Here is a 23,929-nt window from a genome sequence, read left to right as displayed (position 1 = left end):
ACCTGTTTGACCTTTAACCATTATTTTCAAAGTGCATCATTACGCGGAAAGGACGGACGAAAATGAGTATATACATTAATCAGGATACAAAAGTAATTGTCCAGGGAATTACCGGTGGTACGGCTAAATTCCACACAAAACAAATGCTTGAATATGGTACAAAAATCGTCGGTGGTGTGACACCGAAAAAAGGTGGTACAGAGGTAGAAGGTGTGCCTGTCTTTAACACAGTAAAAGAAGCTGTTGACCAGACAGGGGCTACGGCATCTGTTATTTATGTGCCTGCACCATTTGCAGCTGATGCCATTATAGAGGCAGTAGACGCAGAATTAGATCTGGCTATTTGTATTACTGAACATATTCCTGTTTTAGATATGGTGAAAGTAAAACGATACATGGAAGGCAAGAAAACACGTCTGATAGGGCCGAACTGTCCTGGTGTCATTACACCGGAACAATGTAAAATCGGCATTATGCCTGGATACATTCATAAAAAAGGTCACATCGGGGTTGTTTCCCGTTCTGGTACCCTGACCTATGAAGCGGTACATCAATTATCGGAAAAAGGTTATGGCCAATCTACTGCAGTAGGGATTGGCGGCGACCCTGTTAATGGCACAAACTTTATCGATGTATTATCAGCATTTAACGATGATCCCGATACCGAAGCAGTTGTGATGATTGGTGAAATCGGTGGTACTGCTGAGGAAGAAGCTGCAGCATGGATAAAAGCAAATATGAAAAAACCTGTTGTTGGCTTCATTGGCGGCGCAACTGCACCTCCAGGAAAACGGATGGGTCACGCCGGCGCGATTATTTCCGGTGGTAAAGGTACTGCTGAAGAGAAAATGCGTGTTATGCGTGAATGTGGCATTAAAGTTGCGGAAACACCAGCTGTTATGGGTGAAAAAATGATTGAAGCATTAAAAGAACGTAACTTGGACGAAAAATGTAAAACGCATTAATCATTAGGGTCTGTCTCAGAGAATGGGTCAGACCCGTTCTATCAAAGATTTTAAAAACCCAATGATATGAAGGAAGTGATGTATTGAAAATATTACGAAAAAAACTCATTCATCTTCACCGCTGCCGTGGAGTAACCAGGAATACGATCAACCGTATGCTCAAGCTCGACTGCCCCCTATCTGATCTCTACAAACTTTCTTCTGCAGAACTTGGTCAACGATACGCACTCCCCGATAAAAAAGCCCAATTACTTTATTTTGACCTTCATAATCAGCAAATCCATCAATCACTAAAACAGGATATTAATCAGTTTTCGATATTGACAATAGTTGACGAAACCTATCCGGATATGCTAAAAACTATAAAAGACCCGCCGCTGGTTCTTTATGCTTTGGGTGACCTGTCGCTGTTAAAGCATAAACCCTCCCTAAGTGTTATTGGTACAAGAAATCCATCGACAAATGCCTACCGAAAAACAGCCTTTATTCTCCAACCGTTGATGGAAAGAGATTTCCTGATTGTCAGTGGTATGGCACAAGGAATTGATGCGTATGCACACCAAATCGCACTAAAACATACCGGAAAAACAATTGCTGTTTTGGGGAACGGTTTTCATCACATTTATCCGAAACAAAACATAGCATTATTTCATAAGTTGGTGCAACATGGATTGCTATTGTCTGAATACCCACCTGATACACGACCGGAACGATATCATTTTCCGGAAAGGAATCGGATCATTAGCGGGCTGAGTTATGGAACATTAGTTATTGAAGCGCGTGAACGGAGTGGGACACTGATTACCGTTGATCAGGCGCTTGATCAGGGAAGGGAAGTGTATGCGGTACCGGATTCCCCGCTATTACCACAAACCGCGGGTTGTCATCAGATGATTCAAGATGGGGCAAAACTGGTTACCAATGCATCTGATGTAATGGAAGATTGGGAATCAATGAAGCATATTTTTATGGAAACCGAGCATAAAGATATGGGTAACCCGTGATGAAAATGGAAAAGGCGATTTCATCATGTTTGACAAATGTGGAGGATATATTTACTATTAGTGGAGATTTCCAATTGATAGAGGATTGTATACTTTAATTGGGTTACCTCAGTTTGGGAGGAGAAAGCAGATATGTCAGATTATCTAGTAATCGTTGAATCACCTGCCAAGGCAAAGACGATTGAACGATACTTGGGAAAAAAATATAAAGTAGAGGCATCCATGGGACATGTTCGGGACCTGCCGAAAAGTCAAATGGGAGTGGATACCGAAAACAACTTTAAACCAAAATATATTACAATTCGCGGAAAAGGCGATGTATTAAAAAATTTGAAATCGGCTGCTAAAAAGGCAAAAAAAGTCTATCTTGCGGCCGACCCTGATCGAGAAGGGGAAGCAATTGCCTGGCATTTGGCTCACAGTTTGAACATTGATGAACACTCAGATTGCCGGGTAGTCTTTAACGAAATTACGAAGGATGCAATAAAAGAATCATTTAAGCACCCACGATCCATTGATACCGACCTGGTAGATGCCCAGCAGGCAAGACGGATTTTGGATCGGCTGGTTGGTTATAATATCAGTCCATTATTATGGAAGAAAGTAAAAAAAGGTTTAAGCGCCGGACGTGTGCAATCGGTAGCTGTTAAAATGATTATCGACCGGGAGAAGGAGATTGAAAACTTCAAGCCGGAAGAATATTGGTCAATCGAAGCAAATTTCTTAAAGGATGGAGAAACATTCGAAGGCTCATTTTATGGGATCGATAATGAGAAACAGGAGCTAAAAACGGAAAGTGATGTTAATGAAATTTTAAAGAAAATAACAGAAGATAAAACCTTTCTTGTTGACCAGGTCAAAAAGCGGGAACGGAAACGAAATCCCGCATTGCCGTTTACAACATCATCTTTGCAACAGGAAGCAGCAAGAAAATTAAATTTCCGTGCCAAAAAGACCATGATGGTAGCTCAGCAGCTATATGAAGGAATTGACCTGGGAAAAAAAGCTGGTGGAATTACCGGTTTAATCACATACATGCGTACGGATTCCACACGTACCTCGGATACCGCCAAAGCTGAAGCGAAAGAATACATTGAGGAAAAACACGGAAAAAATTATTTGGGGGTGCAGAAAAAGGTAAAACAAAAAGAGGGATCACAGGATGCCCATGAAGCAATCCGTCCTACGTCAGTAAACCGTGATCCCAAAACACTAAAATCGATATTATCCCGTGATCAATACCGGTTGTATAAATTAATCTGGGAACGATTCCTGGCAAGTCAAATGGCACCTGCAGTAATGGATACGATGACTGTTCAACTAATAAACAACGGTGTGGAATTTCGTGCTACCGGTTCCAAGATTAAATTTAAAGGTTTTAGAAGTGTATATATAGAAGGAACAGATGACAATAGCAAACAGGAAAATAAATATTTACCCGACTTGCAGGAAGGAATGGAAGTGAAGGCTGACGACATCATCCCTGATCAACACTTTACCCAGCCACCTCCACGATATACAGAAGCAAGACTGGTAAAGACAATGGAAGAACAGGGAATCGGTCGTCCGTCTACCTATGCCCCCACACTTGATACGATTCAGCGTCGGGGGTATGTCTCCATTGATAATAAGCGATTTATTCCAACTGAGCTCGGTCAAATAGTTATTGAGCTACTGCAAGAATTTTTCCCACAGGTTATTGATCTTGATTTCACCGCTAAAATGGAGGAGGACCTTGACTCCATTGAAGAGGGGAAAGCAGATTGGATCGCCGTTTTAGACGAATTTTACCAGCCGTTTAGTAAACGATTGGAAACCGCGGAACAGGAAATGGAAAAAATCGAAATTAAAGATGAACCAGCAGGGATTACCTGTGAAAAATGTGGACATGAAATGGTATATAAGATGGGGCGGTATGGAAAATTCCTTGCATGTTCCAACTTCCCGGAATGCCGTAACACCAAGCCCATTCTCAAAAAAATTGGTGTGACTTGTCCTAAATGTAAAAAGGGCGACGTGGTGGAACGAAAATCGAAAAAGAATCGAAAGTTTTACGGCTGTGACCGTTTTCCGGAATGCGATTTTGTTTCTTGGGATAAACCAATTTCCCGACCGTGTCCTAAATGTAGCTCTCTGCTGGTCGAAAAGAAAAAGAAAAAAGAAACGCAAATTCAATGTACCAATTGCGATTATAAAGAGGAAACGCAAGGTTAAACAAGCCGCCCGATAAAATGGGCGGCTTTATTTTTGTTTAGGAAATTATAAATGCTGTGAATAACTTTGTAATCGGATGAGCCCCGTCCGGCTCCAGCGCCTGAGCGCAAGCCCGTTTTTAGTCGGCCTTCATTTGAAGAACTCGTTGGCTTGCTTTTCCGCTCCTCATGTACCTCTTACGTACACTCCGGTGCTCAAAGCTACACCGCCTAGAATTTCGACGCACTCAGACGTGCTAGTGCCGGCGTTGCAACAGGACGTTGCGAACTTAGCCGACCTCGGTCCTTTTTATCCTCCTTTTGAACACGCACTTTTAAAATGGCAAGATAATGGCGGAAACTTTTTTGCAACTGACATGTTTACTGTTTAAAACATGTGACAATTTAGGTAACTTTTTTTAATACTCCCATATAGAAGTTTTAGCCCGGCGAAATAGGGTAACATTTTTATAAAGGGAGGCTAACCATGGAACGAAAAACATACTTTGTAACAGTTGATACGGGGGAAATCCGCGATGTTTCGCTGCCTAAAAACGGTATTGAATATGAAATATATGCTACACCAGAAGAGGTAGAAGAAATCGAAATTCTATTTACAAAAAAAGGTGAAAATGCAAATGATGCAGTTAAATTTTTGGGGAAACCATTTGATGAGTGGGGTGTCGATGCGAAACGAAATAACTATGATGCGTATCTGGTTGCCATTTATCGCAAATTATACGAACTAGGCACCGATGAAACGAAGAAAAAAATAAAAAAACTACATCTGTTTTAAAAGACAAACTGATTACATTCAATGCTGATTTTGTGGCAAATAAGTGTAAATTTGCGTCTTTCATACTTGTTTGTTGACTATTCGATTCGTAACAGCTATAATTATCACTTGGTAAGCTAAATTACTTGACAGTACTATCAACCAGGATTATGATTCATTAGGCAGGACTAAGCTCAATTCAGAATCTTGCTGCTATTTTGTTAAATCTATTGCTTTCCAGAATGTTATATGATATGATTTATTCGCTGTTCAGAAATGATGGAATCATGGGCTTGTATGACTAACAATTTCGCGCTTTTCGTTTTTGATAGAGGGTGAAGTTTTGAATAGGTTTTCCGAAAGTAGCGAGGCATTTGTCGAGTATTTGCAAATTGAGAAAAATGCCTCGCCATATACTGTGAAGTATTATCTGAATGATCTGGAAACGTTTTTTCAATTTTTACATCGCGAAGGAATAGATAACCTGAGCGACGTCGATACTCAAATTGTACGACTTTTTCTAACCATGCTGTATGATAGCAATTTGAGCCGACGATCTGTGTCCAGAATAATATCCGGTTTGCGCACGTTTTATAAATTTTTGGATCGTGAAGAGGAAGTGGAAGATAACCCCTTTATCCATGTTTCCTTGCCAAAAGCAGCCAAACCCATTCCGGATTTTTTGTATGAAGAAGAACTGGAAAAGTTATTTGCAGTCAATGATACAACAGACCCATTGGGCCAACGCAATCAGGCACTGCTTGAGTTGCTTTATGCAACTGGAATGCGGGTTAGCGAGTGCCAGCAGTTACGAATACAAGATATCGACTTTTCTTTGGGGACTGCATTTGTCAAAGGCAAGGGTCGAAAAGAACGCTATATTCCTTTTGGGCGATTTGCCGAAATCGCGTTGGAGACGTATATCAGCGAGGGGCGAATAGTACTTCTTGACAAAGCGAAGACAAACACCGATCGCATTTTTTTAAATGCTAGAGGAGCCCCGATAACTACGCGAGGCATCCGAACTGTTCTGGATAAAATGATGAACAAAACGGCGTTAACTGTAAATATTCACCCGCATAAACTCAGGCATACTTTTGCTACACATATGCTAAACGCAGGGGCAGATCTTCGTACTGTACAGGAACTGTTAGGACATGAAAATTTATCGACGACACAGATTTATACACACGTTACCAAGGAACAGTTGCGTAACGTGTATATGAACAGCCACCCTAGAGCTTCTGAACGAAAATTAAAGTCAAGAGGTGATGATCGTGAATCATGAGATGCATGCAACAACAATATTTGCTATCATCCATAATGGCCAATGTGCGATGAGTGGTGATGGGCAAGTAACGTTAGGGAATGCGGTAGTCATGAAACATAACGCCAAAAAAGTTCGCACATTATACAAGGGTCAAGTATTGGCTGGATTTGCCGGATCTGTCGCTGATGCGTTTACATTGTATGAAAAATTCGAGGGAAAGCTGGAGACATTTGACGGAAATCTGCAGCGTGCAGCCGTGGAGTTGGCTCAGGAATGGCGGAGTGATAAGGTACTGCGCAAATTGGAAGCGATGCTGATTGTCATGGATAAGGAGAAGATGTTTTTGCTTTCAGGTACCGGAGAAGTGATAGAACCGGACGATGGGATGCTGGCAATCGGCTCAGGCGGTAATTATGCATTAAGTGCCGGTCGGGCATTACGCAAACATGCAAGTAATCTGACGGCTAAAGAAATCGCACAGTCGGCATTGGAAATTGCAGGTGAAATATGCGTTTATACGAATGATCATATCACATTGGAAGTACTTGACTAATGAGGAGGCCGCTTTATGGGAATCGATTTAACCCCTAAGCAAATTGTTGACCAGCTGAATAACTATATCATCGGACAGCGTCAGGCTAAAAAGTCGGTTGCAGTTGCACTCCGAAATCGTTATCGCCGCATGAAGCTCGATGAATCGATTAAAGACGAAATTGTACCAAAAAATATCCTGATGATTGGTCCAACAGGGGTTGGGAAAACAGAAATTGCCAGAAGACTGGCGAAACTTGTCGGGGCACCGTTTGTCAAAGTGGAAGCAACAAAGTTTACCGAAGTGGGTTATGTTGGCCGTGATGTGGAATCCATGGTTCGTGATTTGGTAGAAATGTCAGTAAGGATGGTAAAAGAAGAAAAAATGGCTGAGGTAAAGGGCAAGGCTGAGGTTGAAGCAAATAAGAAGCTTGTTCAGTTATTAATGCCCCAGGCCAAGAAACAATCAGGGGTGAAAAATCCGTTCGAGATGCTGTTTGCAGGCGGGTCAGAGGATGACGATGATGAAAAGGATACGGATAAAACCGAGGAAATACACAATAAACGCAAACGAATAGAGCATCAACTCGCTTTGGGAGAGTTGGAAGATCATATCGTAACAGTAGAGATTGAAGAACCAACACCTTCCATGTTTGATATGCTGCAAGGCTCCGGAATGGAACAAATGGGAATGAACATGCAGGATGCGCTGGGGCAGTTCATGCCAAAGAAAAAGAAGAAGCGAAAATTGCCGGTTTCAGAAGCGAGAAATGTTTTGACCATGCAGGAAGCACAGAAACTCGTAGATATGGAAGAAGCCGCACAGGAAGCAATTGAACGTGCCGAACAATCCGGTATCCTGTTTATTGATGAGATCGATAAGGTAGCAGCCAAACAGGACAATTCCGCCAATGTATCACGAGAAGGCGTACAACGTGATATTTTGCCAATTGTCGAAGGTTCTACCGTTGTGACCAAACATGGCCCCGTAAAAACCGATCATATGCTGTTTATTGCTGCAGGGGCATTTCATATGTCAAAACCGTCAGATCTGATTCCGGAACTACAAGGAAGATTCCCGATCCGGGTGGAGCTGGAGAAATTAACAGTTAAGGATTTTCAGCGTATTTTGCAAGAGCCTTCTAATGCACTTTTGAAACAATATCGTGCATTATTAAAAACAGAAGGTATAAATGTTGAATTTACTGACAATGCTGTAATTAGGATTGCCGAAATTGCTTACCAGGTAAATCAGGAAACGGATAACATTGGAGCGCGCAGATTGCATACAATTTTGGAAAAACTCCTGGAAGACCTGTCATTTGAGGCGCCGGAAGTGATGATGGAGACTGTCGAAATCACCCCTGAATATGTCGATAAAAAATTAAGTACGATTGTAAAAGATAAAGATTTAAGTCAATTTATACTGTAATACAAACAATTGAATGGAGGATTATCATGGAACTTTTAGATCGAGCAAGAAAAATCAATGCAATGTTACAGAAAGCTGGAGCAAAACCGGTAAACTTCAACGACATGTCTGCAACTTTACGGGATGTGATCAACAGTAACGTATTTATCGTAAGCAGGCGTGGTAAGTTATTAGGAATTGCAATCAACCAAGAAATTGAAAACGACCGAATGAAATCAATGTTGGAGGAACGTCAATTTCCGGAAGAGTACACGCAAGGGCTATTTGCAATTTCTGAAACAACATCAAACCTGGATATTGACAGTCAATTCTCCGCATTCCCTGTTGAGAATAAGGACTTGTTCCAAAATGGCTTAACAACGATTGTACCGATTGTTGGTGGTGGTGATCGTCTCGGAACACTCGTTTTAAGTAGATTAAGTGATCGTTTTAACAATGACGATCTTTTGCTGGCTGAATATGGTGCCACTGTTGTCGGTATGGAAATTCTTCATGAGAAGTCTGAAGAAATTGAAACAGAGGCCAGAAGTAAGGCAGTTGTTCAGATGGCCATCAGTTCCCTTTCCTATAGTGAACTGGAAGCAATCGATCATATCTTTGAAGAACTTAATGGCAAGGAAGGTTTACTTGTAGCAAGTAAGATTGCTGACCGGGTTGGAATTACCAGATCGGTTATTGTTAATGCGCTACGTAAATTGGAAAGTGCTGGTGTAATTGAATCACGCTCATTAGGAATGAAAGGGACATATATTAAAGTCCTTAATGATAAATTCCTGGTAGAACTTGATAAGTTACGTTCAAGATAAGATATGAACTTTTGCCCAGGAAATAAAACATGAACAACATAGATTGTTCATTAAATCGAAAGACCTAGCATGTTATTTGTTAGGTCTTTTTATCGTGGATTTAACATATCTTTGTCGAAATATGTATTCAGCCTTTTAAAATAAGGATACATACCGATAAATTAACTTTAAAATGAAAATAACGGCATGAAAATAGGCATAAAGAGATAGGGAACTTGAGTTTTTAAATATTTTTCAGGATATTTTGTCAAAAACGGATCGAAACATCATACATCATATAACCATAATCATAACAATGTTGATATGGAGAAAGAAATGACGAAACTTGCGAAAAATCAACTCTATTATCAAGGGTTGCCAGATCTTATCAATAATAAAAGAGAGGGTTGATTTAATGAGTACAACCAGATCATACGAAGCATTAGTTTTATATTACATCTCGTTACCCTAATTGCATCTATCAACTCGTAAAACAGATGAAATCCTCACACCAAAACAATACAGAGGACGTAATGGAACTTTTGGAAACTTATTTACAGGAAATCAAACAGGAAAACCGTATGTTAGAGGATAGATTTGCCAATACTGGTACAACAGAGCCTGCCACTGAAAAGAAAACGAAACAGAAAACAAAGACAAATCAGGAGAAGGATAATATCCTGTTACCAGATTTGGCTCTGAAAAATATCAATGATACCTTTGAAACATCGATGCAAGCAAGAATTCTTGAACTTTACAAAAAGGGATTTTCCTATGAACATATTGCCAGTACAATTCATTGTGGAAAAACCGAGGTCGAGCTTGCCATAAAAATTCATGAAAAAACATATATTAACGCTTGATTGCTTGGGTACCATATGATATATTTATTTTTGGTGTAAGGTCATGGTTAACGACACGTAATCATGTTTTATCACACACGTTTGCTGATTTGCCAAAGTGGTGCCATAGTAGAGGTTGAATGTAAGAATTCTGAGGTTGGTTCGAACATTTCCACTTTTGCGATGGTCCTTGTGCAAAGAGGATGCAAACGGAGGAAAAAACCATAGGAGGTAATTTTAATGTCAGTAATTTCAATGAAGCAGTTACTTGAAGCTGGTGTGCATTTTGGCCATCAGACTCGCCGTTGGAACCCAAAGATGAAAAAATATATCTTTACAGAGCGTAACGGCATCTACATCATCGACTTACAAAAAACGGTGAAAAAAGTTGATGAAGCATACAAATATGTGAAAGATCTTGTTGCAGATGGCGGAACGATTCTGTTCGTCGGTACCAAAAAACAAGCACAGGATTCTGTCCGTGATGAAGCAACACGTTCAGGCATGTTCTATGTTAACCAACGCTGGTTAGGTGGTACATTAACCAACTTCCAAACAATCCGTAAACGTATCAACCGGTTAAAAGATATTGAGCGTATGGAAGAAGATGGAACGTTCGATGTACTTCCAAAAAAAGAAGTAGTTGGACTGTTGAAAGAAAAAGACCGTCTGGTGAAATTCCTTGGCGGTATTAAGGAAATGAACAAGCTTCCAGATGCAATGTTTGTTATTGACCCTCGTAAAGAACGAATTGCTATTGCTGAAGCGCACAAATTGAACATTCCGATCATCGGGATTGTTGATACGAACTGTGATCCGGATGAAATTGATCATGTCATTCCGGCAAATGATGATGCAATCCGCGCAGTTAAACTGCTAACGTCAAAAATGGCTGACGCTGTCCTTGAAGTAAAACAAGGAGAAGAAGTTGAAGAAATCGGCGAAGTGGAAGCAGAAGAAAACGTAAAAGTAGAAGAAACTGCAGACACAATCGAGGAATAATTTTTTAAAAAGGACAGGTGATAAGAGGATAAGCCTTTTATCACCTTTTTTAGAGAATAGGAAATATTTCAGGAAGATAACGTTATAAGGAGGATGTAACATGGCAATTTCTGCAAAAATGGTTAAAGAACTTCGTGAAAAAACGGGTGCAGGTATGATGGATTGTAAAAAAGCACTCCAGGAAACTGATGGTGACATCGATAAAGCAATCGACTATTTACGTGAAAAAGGGATTTCCAAAGCTGCCAAAAAAGCTGACCGTATTGCTGTTGAAGGCTCGACATACATCGCAATGGATGGAAATACAGCAGCTCTATTGGAAGTGAACTGTGAAACAGACTTTGTAACAAAAAACGACCAGTTTAAACAGCTGCTAGCTGAACTTGGAAAGCATATTGTTGAAGCAAAACCGGCAACTGTTGAGGAAGCATTACAACAAAAGTTACATGGCGAAGGTGACACAGTGGAAACTTACATTAACTCGGCCATTGCAAAAATTGGTGAAAAAATTTCTTTGCGCCGTTTTACACTGCTGGAAAAAACAGATAACGATGTGTTTGGCGCTTACCTTCATATGGGCGGACGCATTGGTGTGTTAACCCTGTTGGAAGGTACAAACGATGAAACAGTGGCAAAAGATATTGCCATGCATGCTGCTGCTGTCAGCCCTCGTTATGTTTCCCGTGATGATGTCGCAAAAGCAGATGTCGATCACGAACGAGAAGTATTGAAATCACAAGCATTAAACGAAGGAAAACCAGAAAAAATTGTAGAAAAAATGGTAGAAGGTCGTTTAGGAAAGTTCTTCCAGGAAATTTGCTTGCTGGAACAAGATTTTGTTAAAGATCCAGACCAAAAAGTGGGAAAATATGTTGCCGATAAAGGTGCAACCGTTAAAACTTTTGTTCGTTATGAAGTTGGCGAAGGAATGGAAAAACGGGAAGAAAACTTTGCTGAAGAAGTTATGAGCCAAATCAAAAAATAACCAATGGGCTAGTGCAATTGGTTTTAAAAGGGGACACAGCTGTTGTTCCCTTTCTCATAACTTTAAGTGTGTGTTCAAAAAGGAGGATAAAAAGGACCGAGAAGTTCTAGGCGGCGTAGCTTTGAGCACCGGAGTGTACATAAAAGGTACATGAGGAGCGGAAAAACAAGCCAACGAGTTCTTCAAACGAAGGCCGACTAAAAACGGGCTTGCGCTCAGGCGTCGGCATACCCCTTTTGCAGGGACATGTCATTTTTACCGGACTTTTTGAACATCCTCTTTAAAGCAAATCCGGCAAACTAATTTCTATGGAGGTTACTATGACAACAGCACGTTACCGTCGAGTAGTATTAAAATTAAGCGGTGAAGCATTAAGTGGCAAACAAGGCTATGGTATTGAACCGGCAGTAATCCAATCTATAGCATCACAAGTAAAAGAAGTCGCCGAGTTAGGTGTTGAAGTCGCCGTTGTTGTTGGCGGTGGAAACATCTGGCGTGGCAAGGTTGGCAGTGAAATGGGCATGGATCGTGCAACTGCTGACTATATGGGGATGCTGGCAACGATTATGAATTCTCTTGCACTTCAAGACAGCTTAGAAAATATTGGCATACCAACTCGTGTGCAAACATCGATCGAGATGCGTCAGGTTGCTGAGCCTTATATACGGCGTAAAGCAATTCGCCATTTGGAGAAAAAACGTGTTGTGATCTTTGCTGCGGGAACCGGGAATCCTTACTTTTCAACGGATACAACAGCAGCTTTACGTGCGGCTGAGATTGAAGCAGAAGTAATTTTAATGGCAAAAAATAATGTCGATGGCGTATATACGGATGACCCAAAAGTAAATAAAGATGCCGAAAAATATGAAATTCTTTCCTATCTTGAAATGTTAAATGCCGGACTCGGAGTAATGGATTCCACTGCGTCTTCGCTATGTATGGATAACGATATACCATTAATTGTATTCTCGATAACTGAGGAAGGAAACATAAAAAGGGTTGTTCTTGGTGAAACCATTGGTACAACAATAAGGGGGAAATAAGTGATGTCAGATGATGTTCTAAAGGAAATGCGTGAGAAAATGGTCCAGGCTGTCCAGGCTTTTTCAAAAAGTTTGGCTACAGTACGTGCCGGCCGTGCCAATCCATCTTTGTTAGATAGTATTTATGTCGATTATTATGGAGCTTCAACACCGTTGAACCAATTAGCTTCCATTTCCGCACCAGAGGCTAGATTGCTGGTGATTTCACCATTTGATAAATCATCTGTTGGCGATGTGGAAAAAGCCATTCAAAAGGCTGATTTAGGTCTGTCTCCGTCCAATGATGGTCAAGTTATCCGGATTAATATCCCGGCACTTACGGAAGAACGACGCAAGGAATTGGTTAAAGTAGTTGGAAAGTATTTGGAAGATGCCCGTGTGCAGGTTCGTAACATTCGTCGTGATGCCAATGATCAATTAAAAAAAGCAGAAAAAAATGGTGATCTAACCGAAGATGAACTGCGCGCAGAACAAGATAAAGTCCAAAAGGAAACAGACAAGCATATAGCTAAATTGGATCAGCTTGCGAAAAAGAAAGAAGAAGAGATCATGGAAGTTTAAGTCAATTATTGGCTATCGATTTTTTGAACCAATAAGAAGCATTGCCCTCTTGTTTAAGGGGGTTTTTGTTTTTTGGAAGGGAATGTCTCACCTGTCCTGTTCCCCGTTTCTAAACAATACGAATCAAATTCGTGATATAATGAATGCATCGATAAAATAAACAACCATAAAGTACCATTTTGAACGTCTGCACAATCATATAATTCTTTTTTCCTTCTATTGATTATAGTTGAAGAACGTGTTCAAAAAGGGGGACAACTGTGCGATGTTTCATTTTTACCGGACTTTTTGAACATCCTCTTGAAAGGATTGTATAAGATATTCAACATACGCGGAGGACAAAAAATGTCATTGAAACTTCCTTTTTTTAAAAGTAAACAAAACGATGCAAATGAACAATATAGGACCGAACAAGAAAATATACCAAAACATGTTGCCATCATCATGGACGGAAATGGAAGATGGGCAAAAAAACGAGGGCTTCCCCGGATAGCTGGCCATAAAGAAGGGATGGATGTCGTAAAGGAAATCGTTAAAGTTGCCAGCGCATGTAAGGTAGAAATTTTGACATTATATGCATTCTCAACAGAAAACTGGAAACGCCCAAAATCAGAAGTCGACTTTTTAATGAAACTGCCAAAGGAATTTTTACATATTTATTTACCCGAGTTGATGGAAAATAACGTAAGAATTGAAACGATTGGTAATTTTGATGGACTTCCTGATCATACAAAAAAAGCTATTCAATATGCCAAAAAGAAAACGTGTAACAATAATGGATTATTATTAAATTTTGCTTTAAACTATGGTAGCAGAAATGAAATTATGCGGGCAATTAAGGACATTATGACAGATATTGACGATAAGAAGATATCGATTGATTCCCTGGACGAACAGATCTTTTCCGATTATCTATACACAAACGGTTTAACCGATCCTGATTTATTAATTCGTACAAGTGGTGAACAACGGCTGAGTAATTTTCTGCTTTGGCAAGTTGCCTATTCCGAGTTCTGGTTTACAGATGTGCTTTGGCCCGACTTCAATGAGGAAATATTTCGAAAGGCTCTCCATGACTATCAGCAGCGCAAACGACGCTATGGAGGTATATAGGTGTTGAGACGAAAATGAAACAACGAATTTTGACAGCGATAGTTGCATTAATTATATTTGTGCCCTTTGTCTTATATGGTAAACTGCCATTCACCTTTTTGGTCTATTTATTGGCTGCCATTGGTATAGCAGAACTGGTTAAGATGCGAAAAATGGAGAAAAAACTTATTCCGGCTATTCTCGCTGTTCTTTATGTTTGGGCAGTATTGGCAGACTTTATTATCGGAGAAACGGGATTAATTGGCTTGACAAAACATGCGTTGACCATAATTTTTGTTATACTATTATTAACATATATTGTATTGGTGAAGAATAAGTTTAATTTTGATGATGCTGCGTTTGTCGTACTGACAGCCATTTATGTAGGTATGGGTTTTTACTTCCTGATCGCTGCCAGAGAAAATGGTCTGGATTACATCTTTTACGTATTGTTTGTCATTTGGGCGACGGATACAGGGGCCTATTTTGTTGGCCGGGCATTGGGAAAGCATAAATTGTGGCCGAAAATCAGTCCTAACAAAACGATCGAAGGGGCTGTCGGTGGAATTGTTCTTGCCTGTATTGTCGGGATCATTTTTCAACTGGCTCATCCGTTCCCGTTTGCGATGATCGCCATGATTGGGATTACGATCCTCGTGTCTGTTTTTGGACAAATTGGTGATCTGGTTGAATCTGCCTACAAACGCCATTATGATGTAAAAGACTCGGGTAATATCCTGCCGGGTCATGGCGGAATTTTAGACAGGCTGGATAGTTTATTGTTTGTTCTGCCCATCTTGTACTTGCTCGGATTCATATAAGCATTAGATGATTTGAATTGGCGGTATGAACAGAGTAGAATAATGACAGTGAATAACTAAAAAGGCGTGTTCAAAAGGAGGATAAAAAGGACCGAGAAGTTCTAGGCGGCGTAGCTTTGAGCTCCGGAGTGTACATAAAAGGTACATGAGGAGCGGAAAAGCAAGCCAACGAAGAAATTCGAAGCGTCATTTTTACTGGACTTTTTGAACATCCTCTAAAACGACGCTTCACTTATATAAAGGAAGGTGCCTCATTTGACGACAGTTATTGCGTTTATAATCATGTTTGGCTTACTTGTATTCATTCACGAATTTGGTCATTTGATTTTTGCCAAACGTGCGGGAATGTTAGCACGGGAATTTGCCATTGGTTTTGGACCAAAGATATTTGACTTTACGAGGAATGAAACAGTCTATACAATCCGTCTGCTTCCTATTGGCGGATACGTCCGGGTTGCCGGTGACGATCCGGAAATGGTTGAACTTAAGCCAGGTCATCATATTGGTCTGGAGTTTAATGATGCCGGTAAAGTAAACAAAATTATCGTTAATAACAAGTCCAAACATCCAAACGCGCGCGTGATTGAGGTGGAACATGCGGATCTCGATCATGAGTTAGTGATTAAAGGCTACGAACTTGACGATGAAGATCATCAATTGCAGTTTGCTGTTGATGAAAAAGCGTTGATGGTTGTTGATGAAAAAGCGACACAAATCGCCCCATATGATCGGCAGTTTGCATCCAAGAGTGTTGGTAAACGGGCAATGCAACTGTTTGCTGGGCCGATGATGAATTTTTTGTTGGCGATCGTGATCTTCATTATTCTTGGTTTGATTCAAGGTGTGCCAACCGAGCAGGCAATCATTGATGAAGCACAACCGAATTCGCCTGCTGCAGAAGCCGGGTTGCAGCATGGTGATGAAATTATCCAAATCGAAGGGAAGACCATCTCGACATGGGAAGATTTTACAAAAACTATCCAGGATCACCCGGAAGAAGAGTTAAGCATGAAGGTGAAACGAGAAAACGGGAACACGGACGATATTACAGTAACACCGGCAAAACAGGAAGAACGGGGAATAACATTCGGACAGCTGGGTGTTACCCATTTGTTTGAAAAATCGTTCTTTGGAACATTTAAATATGGATTTATGGAAACGTACCATACTACCCAAACAATCTTAACCAACTTGTTTATGTTGATTACCGGTCAGCTTTCAATTGAGATGTTATCTGGGCCGGTTGGCATTTATGATGTAACCAATCAAGCAGTTCAGAACGGATTCAACACCTTTTTGATGTGGACGGCAATGCTTAGTGTAAACTTGGGAATCGTGAACCTTGTCCCACTGCCCGCGCTTGATGGTGGCCGACTGCTGTTTGTCGGCATTGAAGCAGTACGTGGCAAGCCGGTTGATCCGCAAAAAGAAGGAATTGTGCATTTCATTGGCTTTGCACTACTGATGCTATTAATGATTGTTGTAACGTGGAATGATATTCAGCGGTTGTTTTTATAATAAAAAGAATCAGTAGTCTGTAAAATAACTAAGAACCCTTGGCATTGTCTGAGGGTTCTTAGTATAATTGTATAAGAAGATGTTACGTACAATAAGTTATTTTTAGTTACGGGAGAGAGAGTCATGGCTATTACCAGCGCTGAAAAAATGAATGTATTATTAAACCAGCTTGACATGCCTGCAGAATATATGGATTATTTTCAGGATAGTGAACTGCTAAGGCTTGAAGTGTATAAAAAAACGCAAACATGGCACTTTCACATCCAAATTAAACAGGTATTGCCCAGTCAGGTATATCAATTAATGACCGTCAAATTGCAGGACGCATTTAAGCAAATTGCCAATGTTGATATGACTTTGTATGCAACTGATAAACAATGTGATGACCAAACAATATGTGGATACTGGAAACACTTTATTCAATCACAAACCAACTTATCTCCAGCATACCGGGATTTAGTACATAAACAAACACCAAGTGTTAACAATAATAATATTATGTTAACTGCAAGAAATGAAGCAGAGGCCAATGCACTGAAACGACGTCTTGAAGGAGGATTCCGGGCCTATTGCAAAAAAATCGGTGCTCCCGCCTATACACTGGCTATCGATGTAAAAACTGAAGAACTGGATATGCAAAAATTCCGTGAACAAAAAGCACTGGAAGATCAGCAAATCATTATGAAAACCGTTCAGGAGAAGGAAAAACGGGAGAAAAATAAGGGACAAGCAGAAACCAATCAACCGTTTGCGATCGGATATCCGATTAAGGATGAAGCTTTAAGCATGGAAGACATCCTGGAAGAAGAACGTCGGGTCACTGTCCAGGGTTATGTTTTTGCAGTAGAGGTTCGTAAACTGCGATCAGGCAGAAGTCTATTAATTGCTAAAGCTACCGATTATACCGATTCCTTACAGATTAAAATGTTTTCCAAAGGTGACGAAGATGCACTCATTTTTGAGCAATTAAAACAAGGCATGTGGATTAAAGCCAGAGGCAGTATCCAAACCGACATGTATACGAACGAACTAGCGATGATGGCCAATGACATGCATGAAGTCCAGGTAGAAACCCGAAAAGATACTGCACCTGAGGATGAAAAACGGGTTGAATTGCATGCCCATACAACGATGAGCCAGATGGATGCGGTTGTATCGCCCACCCGCTTGGTGGAACAAGCAGCGAAATGGGGGCATAAAGCCATTACAATCACCGATCATGCAGGTGTTCAGGGCTTTCCTGAAGCACATCTGGCAGGGCAAAAGCATGGCATTAAAGTATTGTATGGGGTAGAGGCAAATCTTGTCGATGATGGTGTACCGATAGCATATAATGAACAGGATCGGGATCTGGCTGATGGGACATATATTGTGTTTGATGTGGAAACAACTGGTCTCTCCGCAGTGTATGATACCATTATCGAACTGGCAGCTGTTAAGGTGCACCAGGGAGAAATTGTCGATCGTTTTGAATCGTTTGCCAATCCACATCATCCATTATCGCAAACAACGACCGATTTAACTGGAATCACGGACGAAATGGTAGAAAATGCGCCAGAAATTGGTGATGTGCTGAAAGATTTTTATACCTGGTGCGAAGATGGAATACTCGTCGCTCATAATGCAAGTTTTGATATCGGGTTTCTAAATGCTGGTTATAAGCGGATTGATTATCCTAAGGTTATCAATCCTGTTATCGATACGCTGGAACTGGCGCGGTTCTTGTTTCCGCAGTTGAAGAATCATCGTTTAAATACGATGTGTAAACATTTGGATATTGAGTTAACCCAGCATCACCGGGCGATCTATGATGCTGAAGCGACAGGATATTTACTCTGGAAACTTGTCCAGCGTCTACTAAAACAAGATATTACGAATCATGCCCATTTAAATAATCATATGGGTGAAGGAAATGCCTACCAGCGGTCACGTCCTTTTCATTGCACACTACTTGCCCAAAATCAGGAAGGGTTGAAAAATATCTATAAAATTGTTTCCCTGGCACATGTAGATTATTTTTACCGGGCTCCCCGTGTTCCACGCTCGAAATTGCAAAAGTATCGTGATGGTATTTTAGTAGGAACAGCCTGTGACCAAGGGGAAGTTTTCGAAACGATGATGCAAAAGTCGGAGGAAGAGGCAGAAAAAGTCGCGGAATTCTATGATTATATAGAAGTCCAGCCACCAACCAATTATGTTCATTTAATTGAAAAGGAGCTTGTGCAAAATGAAGCACAAGTATTAGATATTATTTCGAAATTGGTAGCTTTGGGCAAACGAATGGGAAAACCAGTGGTGGCAACTGGTAACGTGCATTATATTGAAGATCATGAAAAATTGTACCGGCAAATATTGATTGCTTCACAGGCAGGTAATCCGTTAAATCGGCAAACACTGCCGGATACACCATTTAGAACAACAACTGAAATGCTTGCGTGCTTTCAATTTTTGGGTGAAGAAACGGCCCGGGAAATCGTTGTCACAAACACCCAAAAACTTGCTGATGAAATAGACGAGGTTTCCCCAGTAAAAGATGGATTGTTCACCCCGACGATTGAAGGGGCTGAAGAGGAAATGCGCAGTCTCTGTTACACTAAAGCAGAGCAAATCTATGGCAATCCGATTCCGGAAATCGTTACGGAACGGTTGGAAAAGGAATTGAGCAGTATTATTGGGCATGGTTTTGCTGTTATTTATTTAATTGCCCATAAACTGGTTAAAAAATCCCTGGATGATGGTTACTTGGTTGGTTCAAGGGGTTCTGTCGGTTCTTCTCTGGTTGCAACGATGTCTGATATAACCGAGGTTAACCCATTACCACCGCACTATGTTTGTTTGAACTGTCATTACCACGAATTTATAACGGATGGTTCTGTCGGCAGTGGCTTTGATTTACCTGACAAACAATGTCCAAACTGTGATACGCCCTTAACAAAGGATGGACAGGACATTCCGTTTGAAACATTCCTTGGTTTTAAAGGGGACAAGGTACCAGACATTGATTTGAACTTCTCTGGTGACTATCAGCCAAAGGCTCATAATTATACGAAAGTATTGTTTGGTGAAGATAACGTATATCGTGCGGGAACCATTGGCACGATCGCGGACAAAACAGCTTATGGATATGTGAAGGGGTATGCTTCCGATAAGTCGCTCGTGTTTAAAAATGCCGAGGTGGACCGGCTTGTTCAAGGATGTACGGGTGTGAAGCGGACGACCGGGCAGCATCCAGGTGGGATTATTGTCGTTCCTGATGATAAGGAAATTTATGATTTCACACCAATTCAATTCCCGGCGGATGATCGAAATAGTGAATGGCGAACCACCCATTTTGACTTCCATTCGATTCATGATAACTTATTGAAGCTGGATATCCTTGGTCACGATGATCCAACCGTTATCCGGATGTTGCAGGATTTAAGCGGGATTGATCCGAAAACAGTTCCGACTGATGATGATGAAGTGATGAAAATCTTTTCTGGTCCCGAACCACTTGGGGTTACCGCAGAGCAAATCAATTGTAAAACCGGAACATTGGGTGTACCTGAATTTGGAACAAAATTTGTTCGCCAAATGCTGGAGGATACGAAACCGACAACGTTTGCCGAGCTCGTGATTATTTCCGGTCTTTCCCATGGAACCGATGTCTGGCTGGGTAACGCCCAAGAACTAATCAATGACGGTATTTGCGAACTGCCCGATGTTATTGGCTGCCGGGACGATATTATGGTCTATCTGATGCACAAAGGTTTAGAGGCATCACTGGCATTTAAAATTATGGAGTTTGTCCGTAAAGGCAAAGGGCTGCAGGATGAATGGATCGTGGAAATGAAGAAACATGATGTGCCAGACTGGTATATTGAATCATGTAAAAAGATCAAATATATGTTTCCGAAAGCACACGCCGCGGCTTATGTATTAATGGCAATCCGGATCGCTTATTTCAAAGTTCATCATCCGATTCTTTTTTATGCCGCATACTTCTCGGTTCGAGCGGATGATTTTGAGCTGGACACGATGATTAAAGGGTCAAATGCGATTAGGAAGCGGATCGAAGGCATTGTGGCTAAAGGAAACGATGCATCACCAAAAGAAAAAAGTTTATTAACCGTATTGGAACTCTCGCTGGAAATGTGTGAACGTGGATTTTCGTTTGAAAAGGTTGATCTTTATCAATCTAGTGCAACTGATTTTATCGTAAATGGTGATTCATTAATTCCGCCGTTTAATGCAGTCGATGGTTTGGGGACAAACGCTGCACTAAATATTGTCAAAGCACGTGAGGAAGGCGAGTTTCTTTCAAAAGAAGATCTTCGCGAACGCAGCAAGATCTCGAAAACGGTTTTGGAATATCTGGATAATCACGGATGTTTAGAAGGAATGGCAGCAGAAAATCAGTTGTCTTTGTTCTAGAATAGGAAGCGGCTGACACGATTGTTTTGCCAGCCGCTTTTTTAGGTTCATACATTGTGATACTAATACAAAAATAATAATCGCTCATTTTTAAATTTTAGTTGATTTGAACCCCACGATCCGCATCATTTTCAAGTGATATACGATGGACTATATATGAAAATAGGTTGAAATGGAATTCATATCCTTGCAAGAATATTTTTCTTATGGTATAGTTTTACTGGTAAGTCATGATACGAACGGTCAAAAGAGTGGGTCTTCCCACTCTTTCTTCTTACTGGAAAATCTTTTTCACCAACTTCTCCCTTGCCACAACTCCCGGCAAGGGTTTTATATTGATGGAAAAGCGCAGGCGATCAGGGGATTGTTCGACTACGAATGCCCTGTGGCAACATTGAATTGATCTGCATCCAGCATGCCTAATGGAAATGAAAATAATTGACTATAATAAGGAAAAAGGATAATCGAATAAAGGAGGATATGGCTTGAGTTCACAGGTAGTAAAAACAACTGAAGAATTGATTCAGCCAATCTTGCAAGAAAATAATCTTGAACTGGTCGATATTGAATATGTAAAAGAAGGAAAAGACTGGTTTTTGCGTGTGTATATTGATAAGGATGGCGGTGTAGATATTGATGAGTGTGGAAAAGTGTCGGAACAGTTAAGTGGGAAATTGGATAAACTGGATCCGATCAAAGAGGCTTATTTTCTTGAGGTATCATCGCCTGGTGTGGAGCGTCCGTTAAAAACAATTGAAGATTTTACGAAGCATATTAATCATAATGTTTATGTGAAACTCTATGAACCGATTGACGGGGAAAAAGAGTACGAAGGTATTTTAACAGCATTTCAGGACGATACTGCAACGATCGAGTACAAGGTTAAAACACGAAAAAAACAGGTGGAAATTCCATACAAAAAAATAGCGAAGGCAAGGCTCGCTGTAACACTATAAAGGGGGAGAAGACGTGAGCAGTCAGTTGTTTGACGCCATAAATTATTTGGAAAAAGAAAAAGGTATCGATAAGGACATATTGTTGGAGGCTTTGGAAGCAGCACTGATTTCTGCGTATAAGAAAAATTTCAAGTCAGCTACGAATGTCCGGGTTGATCTTGACGAAGATGCTGGTACAATGCGTGTCTTTGCCAGAAAGACGATCGTTGATGATGTGGAAGATTCCCAACAGGAAATAGGGTTGGAAGAAGCCAAAAAAATTGATCCGAATTATGAAGTCGATGATGTTATTGAGGTTGAGGTTACACCGAAAAACTTTGGCCGGATTGCTGCACAGGCAGCCAAACAGGTAGTTACACAACGAATCCGTGAGGCAGAACGCGGTGTTATTTTTAACGAATATGTTGACAGGGAAGACGATGTCATGACCGGGATTATTCAGCGTATGGATTCCCGCTTCATCTATGTTAATGTTGGCAAGATTGAAGCAAAATTATCAGAACAGGAACAAATGGCTGCAGATGATTACCATGTTCACGATCGTTTGAAGGTATACGTTACAAAGGTTGAAAATACAAGTAAAGGCCCACAGGTTTATGTATCACGATCCCATCCAGGCCTGTTGAAACGGTTGTTCGAAATGGAAGTTCCAGAAATTTATGATGGCATTGTAGAAATCAAATCCGTTTCTCGTGAAGCTGGTGACCGTTCGAAAATTTCAGTTCATGCAGAGGATCCGGAAATTGACCCTGTTGGCTCTTGTGTCGGTCAAAAAGGGCAACGGGTTCAGGCGATTGTCAATGAGCTAAAAGGCGAAAAAATTGATATCGTTGAATGGTCGGAGGATCCGGTTATCTACGTCTCCAATGCATTAAGTCCGTCAAAAGTAATTGATGTGCTTGTTGATGAAGAGGATAAAGCAACAACGGTAATTGTTCCGGATTATCAATTATCGCTGGCTATCGGAAAACGCGGGCAGAATGCAAGACTTGCTGCCAAACTTACCGGCTGGAAAATTGATATTAAGAGTGAATCCGAAGCAAGGGATGAAGGGTTGATTACTGATAATTTCACTCTGGATGATGATGAAGACAATGATACTTTTGAAACCTATTCCGACAATGTCGATGATTTGTTTGAATAAGGGGGACACACCTGATGGCACAAAAAAGGAAAATTCCGCAACGAAAATGTATTGTAACAAATGAAATGCGACCTAAAAAAGAATTGATTCGGATTGTCCGCACCAAAGATGGTGATGTGTTTGTCGATGAAACCGGCAAGAAAAACGGGCGTGGTGCATATTTATCCAGGGACAAAAGCGTTATTGACAAAGCGGAGAAAACAAATGCACTAAGTCGTCAATTTAATGGTGAAGTAGGACCAGAAATCTATGATCAACTAAGACAAATCGTTGATGGTAAGCAACATGAAAAAAAGTAATTATTTAAATATCATCGGTTTGGCTTACCGGGCGAGAAAATGCTCTCTAGGTGAAGACACAATTGTCAAGGATATTCAGCAAAAACGAGCGAAACTGGTTCTTTTGGCCAATGATACGGGTCCGCAAACAAGAAAAAAAATAATGAATAAATGTAAAACCTATGATATACCTTTTCGAATAGTTGACGACCGTCAAACATTGTCACATGCTATTGGAAAAACACAAAGAGTAGCAATTGCCATCTTAGATGCAGGATTTGCCGCTAAGATTGAATCGTTACTCGGGTAAATAAATTCGG

At 40.7% G+C, this 23,929-nt stretch carries 21 protein-coding genes; all 21 read left to right on the top strand.

From position 1 onward, the window contains the following. Positions 1-62: 62 nt before the first annotated feature. Positions 63-965 carry a succinate--CoA ligase subunit alpha gene (gene sucD, locus O2S85_RS10250; RefSeq protein ID WP_269409250.1) on the top strand — a complete coding sequence of 301 codons (903 nt, stop codon included), beginning with the start codon at positions 63-65 and terminating at the stop codon, positions 963-965. Positions 966-1,048: 83 nt separating this feature from the next. Next, positions 1,049-1,969 carry a DNA-processing protein DprA gene (gene dprA / locus O2S85_RS10245; protein WP_269409249.1) on the top strand — a complete coding sequence of 307 codons (921 nt, stop codon included), beginning with the start codon at positions 1,049-1,051 and terminating at the stop codon, positions 1,967-1,969. Positions 1,970-2,101: 132 nt separating this feature from the next. Next, on the top strand, positions 2,102-4,183 hold the full coding sequence (gene topA, locus O2S85_RS10240) for a type I DNA topoisomerase (RefSeq protein WP_269409248.1): 2,082 nt from the start codon (positions 2,102-2,104) through the stop codon (positions 4,181-4,183). Between the two features lie 465 nt (positions 4,184-4,648). Continuing rightward, the gene (locus O2S85_RS10235; RefSeq protein WP_269409247.1) at positions 4,649-4,957 is read left to right on the top strand and encodes a hypothetical protein; all 309 of its coding nucleotides are present in this window, start codon (positions 4,649-4,651) and stop codon (positions 4,955-4,957) included. Between the two features lie 322 nt (positions 4,958-5,279). Further along, positions 5,280-6,224, top strand: coding sequence for a tyrosine recombinase XerC (gene xerC / locus O2S85_RS10230; RefSeq protein WP_269409246.1), 945 nt, complete (start codon positions 5,280-5,282; stop codon positions 6,222-6,224). Then, positions 6,214-6,759 (top strand): ATP-dependent protease subunit HslV, encoded by a 546-nt coding sequence (hslV, locus tag O2S85_RS10225; protein WP_269409245.1) that lies wholly within the window; start codon positions 6,214-6,216, stop codon positions 6,757-6,759. The genes xerC and hslV overlap by 11 nt, the downstream gene beginning before the upstream one ends. Positions 6,760-6,774: 15 nt before the next feature. After that, positions 6,775-8,169: an ATP-dependent protease ATPase subunit HslU gene (hslU, locus tag O2S85_RS10220; protein WP_269409244.1), complete on the top strand. Its 1,395-nt coding sequence runs from the start codon at positions 6,775-6,777 to the stop codon at positions 8,167-8,169. Positions 8,170-8,195: 26 nt separating this feature from the next. Further along, positions 8,196-8,975 (top strand): GTP-sensing pleiotropic transcriptional regulator CodY, encoded by a 780-nt coding sequence (gene codY / locus O2S85_RS10215; RefSeq protein ID WP_269409243.1) that lies wholly within the window; start codon positions 8,196-8,198, stop codon positions 8,973-8,975. Positions 8,976-9,487: 512 nt separating this feature from the next. Continuing rightward, a complete protein-coding gene (locus O2S85_RS10205) occupies positions 9,488-9,817 on the top strand; it encodes a DUF6115 domain-containing protein (RefSeq protein WP_269409242.1) in 330 nt (109 codons plus the stop codon). 219 nt (positions 9,818-10,036) lie between these two features. After that, positions 10,037-10,798: a 30S ribosomal protein S2 gene (rpsB, locus tag O2S85_RS10200; RefSeq protein WP_269409241.1), complete on the top strand. Its 762-nt coding sequence runs from the start codon at positions 10,037-10,039 to the stop codon at positions 10,796-10,798. 100 nt (positions 10,799-10,898) lie between these two features. Then, positions 10,899-11,783 carry a translation elongation factor Ts gene (gene tsf / locus O2S85_RS10195; RefSeq protein WP_269409240.1) on the top strand — a complete coding sequence of 295 codons (885 nt, stop codon included), beginning with the start codon at positions 10,899-10,901 and terminating at the stop codon, positions 11,781-11,783. Positions 11,784-12,103: 320 nt separating this feature from the next. Continuing rightward, entirely contained in the window at positions 12,104-12,826 is a 723-nt protein-coding gene (gene pyrH / locus O2S85_RS10190) for a UMP kinase (RefSeq protein WP_269409239.1), read from the top strand. 3 nt (positions 12,827-12,829) lie between these two features. Next, positions 12,830-13,387: a ribosome recycling factor gene (gene frr / locus O2S85_RS10185; RefSeq protein ID WP_269409238.1), complete on the top strand. Its 558-nt coding sequence runs from the start codon at positions 12,830-12,832 to the stop codon at positions 13,385-13,387. Between the two features lie 345 nt (positions 13,388-13,732). Further along, complete coding sequence (uppS, locus tag O2S85_RS10180) at positions 13,733-14,500, top strand: undecaprenyl pyrophosphate synthase (protein WP_269409237.1); 768 nt, start codon at positions 13,733-13,735, stop codon at positions 14,498-14,500. A 14-nt stretch (positions 14,501-14,514) separates the two neighbouring features. Next, positions 14,515-15,300: a phosphatidate cytidylyltransferase gene (locus O2S85_RS10175; protein WP_269409236.1), complete on the top strand. Its 786-nt coding sequence runs from the start codon at positions 14,515-14,517 to the stop codon at positions 15,298-15,300. A gap of 255 nt (positions 15,301-15,555) precedes the next feature. Beyond that, positions 15,556-16,818 carry an RIP metalloprotease RseP gene (rseP, locus tag O2S85_RS10170; RefSeq protein WP_269409235.1) on the top strand — a complete coding sequence of 421 codons (1,263 nt, stop codon included), beginning with the start codon at positions 15,556-15,558 and terminating at the stop codon, positions 16,816-16,818. A 123-nt stretch (positions 16,819-16,941) separates the two neighbouring features. Next, on the top strand, positions 16,942-21,231 hold the full coding sequence (locus O2S85_RS10165) for a PolC-type DNA polymerase III (protein WP_269409234.1): 4,290 nt from the start codon (positions 16,942-16,944) through the stop codon (positions 21,229-21,231). Positions 21,232-21,716: 485 nt separating this feature from the next. Then, positions 21,717-22,187 (top strand): ribosome maturation factor RimP, encoded by a 471-nt coding sequence (gene rimP, locus O2S85_RS10160; protein WP_269409233.1) that lies wholly within the window; start codon positions 21,717-21,719, stop codon positions 22,185-22,187. A 13-nt stretch (positions 22,188-22,200) separates the two neighbouring features. Continuing rightward, positions 22,201-23,331, top strand: a complete 1,131-nt coding sequence (nusA, locus tag O2S85_RS10155; RefSeq protein ID WP_269409232.1) for a transcription termination factor NusA — start codon at positions 22,201-22,203, stop codon at positions 23,329-23,331. Positions 23,332-23,345: 14 nt separating this feature from the next. After that, on the top strand, positions 23,346-23,630 hold the full coding sequence (rnpM, locus tag O2S85_RS10150) for an RNase P modulator RnpM (RefSeq protein ID WP_269409231.1): 285 nt from the start codon (positions 23,346-23,348) through the stop codon (positions 23,628-23,630). Beyond that, a complete protein-coding gene (locus tag O2S85_RS10145; RefSeq protein WP_269409230.1) occupies positions 23,617-23,919 on the top strand; it encodes a YlxQ family RNA-binding protein in 303 nt (100 codons plus the stop codon). Before rnpM ends, O2S85_RS10145 begins: the two co-directional genes overlap by 14 nt. Positions 23,920-23,929: the final 10 nt, after the last annotated feature.

The organism is Lentibacillus daqui (assembly GCF_027186265.1).
Taxonomy (GTDB): Bacteria; Bacillota; Bacilli; order Bacillales; family Amphibacillaceae; genus Lentibacillus_C; species Lentibacillus_C daqui.
The sequence above is the reverse complement of the archived record's forward strand: the minus strand, read 5'-3'. Positions and strand labels throughout refer to the sequence as shown.